At 42.4% G+C, this 5,849-nt stretch carries 5 protein-coding genes; all 5 read left to right on the forward strand.

Features of this window, described 5'->3' with window-relative positions:
- The first annotated feature begins 172 nt into the window (after nucleotides 1-172).
- From B3Q46_RS13980 to B3Q46_RS14000, 5 genes are read left to right on the forward strand one after another with little or no spacing between them, the layout of a single operon-like run.
- Complete coding sequence (locus B3Q46_RS13980) at nucleotides 173-931, forward strand: hypothetical protein (protein WP_349677417.1); 759 nt, start codon at nucleotides 173-175, stop codon at nucleotides 929-931.
- On the forward strand, nucleotides 928-1,821 hold the full coding sequence (locus B3Q46_RS13985; protein WP_163168547.1) for a hypothetical protein: 894 nt from the start codon (nucleotides 928-930) through the stop codon (nucleotides 1,819-1,821). The genes B3Q46_RS13980 and B3Q46_RS13985 overlap by 4 nt, the downstream gene beginning before the upstream one ends.
- Nucleotides 1,818-3,071 carry a glycosyltransferase family 2 protein gene (locus tag B3Q46_RS13990; protein WP_286716311.1) on the forward strand — a complete coding sequence of 418 codons (1,254 nt, stop codon included), beginning with the start codon at nucleotides 1,818-1,820 and terminating at the stop codon, nucleotides 3,069-3,071. The genes B3Q46_RS13985 and B3Q46_RS13990 overlap by 4 nt, the downstream gene beginning before the upstream one ends.
- Nucleotides 3,068-4,888: a hypothetical protein gene (locus B3Q46_RS13995; protein WP_349677418.1), complete on the forward strand. Its 1,821-nt coding sequence runs from the start codon at nucleotides 3,068-3,070 to the stop codon at nucleotides 4,886-4,888. Before B3Q46_RS13990 ends, B3Q46_RS13995 begins: the two co-directional genes overlap by 4 nt.
- Nucleotides 4,888-5,763 (forward strand): hypothetical protein, encoded by an 876-nt coding sequence (locus tag B3Q46_RS14000; RefSeq protein ID WP_286716315.1) that lies wholly within the window; start codon nucleotides 4,888-4,890, stop codon nucleotides 5,761-5,763. Before B3Q46_RS13995 ends, B3Q46_RS14000 begins: the two co-directional genes overlap by 1 nt.
- Nucleotides 5,764-5,849: the final 86 nt, after the last annotated feature.

Raw genomic sequence — 5,849 nt, forward strand, 5'->3', positions numbered from 1 at the left:
CCCTCAATGCGTAAGTCCTATCATAATGCTTTATATTAAAAATAATTTTTATTCTTTCTATACAAAAAATATTATTACTTTAAACTCTGAAAAACAAATATATATTTTTCATACATTATTCATGTAATTATTTCATTAACATCCTAAATTATTACTTTAAATAATTATTTTAATGGAAAAAAATTGGTTAGTAAGGACAAATCAAACTATTACCTTTTTGCCCATGGTCATAGTTATATTTATAGGACTAATTGGCTATGAATGGGTACGTACAGAACTGGTCGGAAGCTGGATTCTTTTAATTGGCTTTATTCTACTGGGACGCTTTTTAAATGTAGTTCAGTCCGTTGTACTGAGTATTGTCATTTTTATTACTCTTTTTATTTATATTTTATTTAATGTCCAGGCTGATAGCATGGATATCAATACTCGCTTCTTGCAGCTTTTTATTCTACCTTTAGCGCCACTTCTACTCAGTATTTACTATGAAATGATGTCGACCAACAGGCAGACCGACAATTTACTAGATACTTATCGTAAAAACCTGACCCATAAAACATTACCTATCAGTACTTATTTCTATACCCAAACTCAAGTTCAGAATATGCTAAATCTGAATCTGATTCCTCAATATGATGAAATTTATATAGAAATTACCAACCATAACTTATTAAGAGATATGTTGCAGGTGGATGAACTAAAACTGTTGCAACAAAAAATTATCCATGTGCTGGAAAGTAAGTTCCAAGTTCCTCATTTTTCCTTTACTGATAGTCGGCTCTCGGTCTTGCGTGTAATTATGATTGCCGATCGAGAATCTACTATTTCCAAACAACTGATTGAAAAAATCAGACAGATTGAACTGATTAAAACAGAGATTACTCATCTACCCCATCATCAGGGCCGACCCTCCTTGGAGGAACGCCTATGAGTCATTTTTTGCATGTCTGCGGTCTGATCGTTTCAGTCAATACGCTGCCTGACCCGGTACTGAGTTCTTATTATCAACAATATTATCAATGTAAGCTTAAAACAGCCGATCCGGCTCAGCAGCAAGATTCCTCAGATATTAAGCAAATTCCAGCCTATTTCCCAGCTCCCAGGAAGTTATGGCCGGTATTTAGCTTTGATCAAATACACTACGAAACTTATCAAAACATGAAAAATCAGGGTATTAAACCGGGTTTAATCATTCCTGAAAATTTCATGAAACCGTCAATCTACTTTCAGATCAAACAGGAGGTTTCGGACGGTGCTATCCCGATTCTTGATCTAAGCAGCATCGAACCAAAGCGTTTTCGCGGACTTGCGACCCTCGCCACTAGTGCAGGTTTACGTCCCATGGCGGCCTATATACAGGATGGCTGGAATCCGAATCTCAAAACTTTACCTGCGGGGCTTTACATTATTCAGGCCAATCATGGACAACTGCCTTTACCCGCCCGTTTAATTCAATCTGGTCAGCAACAATTTTACACCGCCTACCCACAAACTGCTTTCAATGGTACTGGAATTATCCTGAATCCTCAGGTGCCACTTGCCGAAAGTGAGATTGCTTATCCTGAATTGGGAATTTCCTGGACCTTTTTAAATACGCGCTTTGACAGCCAAATGAACCGGGTGCATACCAATCTACTCGGCTATATCTTGCTCTCAGCAGGAATCATAATCTTGCCATTACACTTGGTGCTCTCGACCCATTACCCTAATTTATTAAGCTTCTGGGGTACCTCAACTTCCTGGGCATCCGTTTTTGTGATCGTTATTTTAATGCTCATCCTCCTGATCACCATGTTATGGCGGAGGTTCAAAAAATCATGAGCATGATCGATATTCTGTTTATTACCGGCTTTATCGGGATCTGGATTCCACAGGCCTTTTGGGCCTGGCTCAGCTTTTCTGCCTGGCGTTACTCGATTCAGGCCAGTCAGGAATTGACCAATTTACCAATACCTGAACGTTGGCCCATGCTGAGTGTGCTGGTGCCGGCATATAATGAAGCACTGGTGATTGAAGATACCTTACGTTCTCTAGCTGCACAGGATTATCCGGCTGAAAGCTATGAAGTACTGCTGATTAATGATGCATCTAAAGACAATACCCAGGAAATTGCGGATCGTATGGCTGCCGAATTTCCAGTCATTCGGGTCATCAATGTGCCTAAAGGTCAAGGTGGTAAAGGTAAATCCAGAACTTTGAATAACGGACTCAAACACGCCCGCGGAGAATTGATTGCGGTTTATGATGCGGACAGTACGCCAGAGCCGGATTGTGTACGGCTGATTGCCCAGACCTTGCTGGCAGATTCTAGTCTGGTCGCAGTGAATGGCAAAGTCCGTACCCGCAACTGGAAAGACAGCCCCCTTAGTACCTTTATCGCTATCGAGTTTATCTATTTCCAGTGGATTTTTCAGGGTGGACGCTGGCTGCGTTTCCGTCTTTCTACCCTAATGGGAACCAATTATGTGATCTGGCGAGATGCACTCGATATTCTAGGCGGATTTGACGAAAAATCCTTGGTCGATGACACCGAAATGAGTTACCGGATTTTTCTGGGACATAAACGGATTAAATGGGTGCCTTATGCCGTAGGCTGGCAACAAGATCCGGGCGACCTGAATATTTTTATCAAACAACGCTCGCGTTGGACTCAAGGTAACTTTTATGTAACCCGTAAATATTTAAGAACAGCGCTCCGGCATCCTTTTCCAATCGGAATGGAGATCGGCAACAATATTATGTGTTACATCATTTTTGTGCCAGCCCTGTTCTTAAGTCATATGACGCTGGTGGTTGGCCTACTCGGTATTGATGGCACCACGATTCCCGGCCCATTTACCTTACTCTTCATTTTGGCCTTTATTCTTTATCTGGTCCAGATTTGGTTCACCCTCAGTCTGGAAAAAGAAGTGCCTAAACGATTTTACTTCTATGCCTTTATTGCCTATTTCACCTATTCACAAATCTTTCTCCTGATTGTCTTTAAAGCTGCCTGGGACATGTTAAAAGGCAAAATCAAAGGTGAGGGAATTACCTGGTACAAGACAGAACGAAAGAAGGAAAAAAAATGATCATGCACATAAAAACAGCTCCTTTGAGATTAATGTCTTCACTTATCTTAGCATTGTCTAGTGCACATCTCTATGCGGCCACCTGGAAGCTTGATGAGGTAGTTGCGCGGCATGTAGAGCAAACTACGCCTTACTTTTTTTATGTTGGAAAAGGTGAAAGCTGGCAGGATATCCACTTCAGCAGTCAGTTTAATGTACAGGGTAGCAGTACGGTGATTGTCCGGTATGACAATCAGCTGATTCATCAACAAAATTTGAGTGGTAAAGGCACATTAAATTTTAGCCTCCCCCCTGCCGATAGCGGTTTTCATCGGCTGGATATCAGTATTTTACAAAAACCAGGACCTGGACAAAGTACTGCCAATATTTGTCTTGAATCAAGCAATTTACAGACTACCTTGACTCAACCAAATCTGAGTTACCAATCGCAGCGTAACGGCATGCAGCTGAATCAACTCCCGGATGTCCTGTTCAATAGTCAATTGAACCGACCAGAACCAGTACAGGCACTGCTAGGTTTCAATACGGCAAATTTCCTGGAAGCCACCATGATGAGTAGGCTGGCAACTGCCTGGAATTTTGCGACACCTGTGCAATGGCGGCTAAATACCACTCCTGAATCAGCACCTGATTTCATGATCAATATTCAGCGTTCGGCCGCAAAATTACCCGCAGCACGGATGAGTCTAAATCAGGTTAACCAGGTACCAAGCCTGACGATTGAATACTCTTCAGAATCCCAATTATTGATGGCCGTCAATGCCCTGCTCAATCAGCAATATCTGGCACAACTAAATACTGCAACAGCGAGTTTAAATGGCCCTGTCGCACGACCAAACTGGGCCAGTGTACGCCGTTTTGAAAGCTTGGCTGATCTGGGCATTTCCGATTTCAAACTAGACAATACTCCCAAAAATATTTCACTGGTCTTTCCTGCTGTTTGGGAAGCTACGGATATTTTAAAGGGTCAGCTTAATTTCCGTTCGCAAAGCGGACTCTTACAAGGCTCGACCTTACAGGTTTGGCTCAATGAAGTACTCGCAGGTAGTACCAGTCTGGCAAAACTGGATTCCAGCCCGGTTGAGCGGCAGTTTGAATTTGTAGGGGCAGATTATCCCTATACCAACAGCTTTAACATGACGGTGAATAATAACCAGTTAAATAGCAATAATTGTCTACCTAATGCGGGTAATGCTTTATGGATTGATGCTAAAAAATCCAAGCTTAGTCTGCCTTACCAGATGAAACAGGGAGTCATCAGCCTGTCTACAGTTTTTGACAAGACTCCTGAAATTGCCATGAATACGCCTATAGCCACCCCCATCGCGATCAGCCTGGCTCAAGTTGCCAAGAACATGCTGCTCAGTAATGATCCAATTGGTCTGAATATCACCCAACTGAATCCAAGTACACCTAAAACCATTAATATCCTGCTGAATGCCCAGCGTTATCAATCTGAATTGCAAGAATACAGTCAGATTCTTTACTTACCTACTACGGCAAATGGTAGTTTGATCACCGTCAGAAACGGGAATTTCTGGATTTATAGCGACAACAACCTCGGGGTAGAAAATTTTGCCCGCTTCTGGCCGCAAATCCAGCAGAAAATCCCGAACAATACTGCGGCCTTGTTTATTTCTGCCCAAGGACAAATTACCGTACTTAGTCAAACCGCTATAGAAAAAGCAGAAACCCCGATAATTGAACAGATTTCCATGCGAACTATTGCTATTATTCTTGTGATTGTTGCTGCGCTTATTATAGGGCTGCTGTTCTGGCGCAGAACTCGTAAGGCACAAAAAACCAAAGAAGAATAATGATGAAAAAATACCTGATTTTAGGCTTACTGGTGTTACTGGCACTTCCTACCTTAGCTTTTACTGGCTCTGCGTTTTTTATGGCACGTGCAGATGCTAAAGCGGTAACAGCGCCTAAAATTGAGGGTATTTTCTGGCAGGTTGACCAGATGAGTCACGCCTCCGGTAACTGGCACTTATTAGGCATCGATACGCTGGTCACTCAATGGAGTATTGTAGACGGACGTTCCTTTTTTAAAGAAATCTCCGGAGCCCAATGGCAACATCAGCCGGACTGGAATACGATTGCCGAACAACCCTGGTCCAAGCAGGTTATCTTAGGTCTGGCAGGCATTTTTCAGGAACCTGTGGCACGTGAAAATATTGACCAGCTCTTTTTACTATCCCAACAGATTATTAAAACTTCTCTTCCAGTTCAGCCTGCTGCTTATTATTTTCCTGTAGAAGCTGACCCAAGCTGGCATGGAGTTGCCAATATGGCGCGTTATGTTGCCGAGTTCCAGCGACCGGTCTGGATCAGTATTTATAGTGCAGACCGAAAATCACGGTTTTTACATTACTGGCTTGAAAGCTGGTTACCTGATAATGCCCAAGTCTTTTTTCAGGATGGCGTCGGTGTAGGCACGCGCAGCCCCGAAGAAGCGGCGGTGATTTATCAAAACCTTAAACATCAGGTTGGTGACAAAAGAGTTGTGATTATTCTCGAAGCTTTCCGGCCTAAACCGGAAGGCGGCTTTCGTGCAGCTTATCCTTGGGAAATTGCAAAACAGTTGAAAGCTTATGCTGGAGAGCGTGTCTATATTTTTGACGGTCCACATTATTTAAATAAAGCCAGTGTGCTCTGGCTTTATTTGTGGATGAAAATCAATTACTAGGGTCTGTTGACATTTACTGCTCATAATTAAACCTATAAAGGAAGCCATAAAAATATACAGGCTAAGGCAACAGCACTTTGATAATT

The sequence above is a fragment of the Acinetobacter sp. UBA2581 genome, assembly GCF_002339435.1.
GTDB lineage: Bacteria > Pseudomonadota > Gammaproteobacteria > Pseudomonadales > Moraxellaceae > Acinetobacter > Acinetobacter variabilis.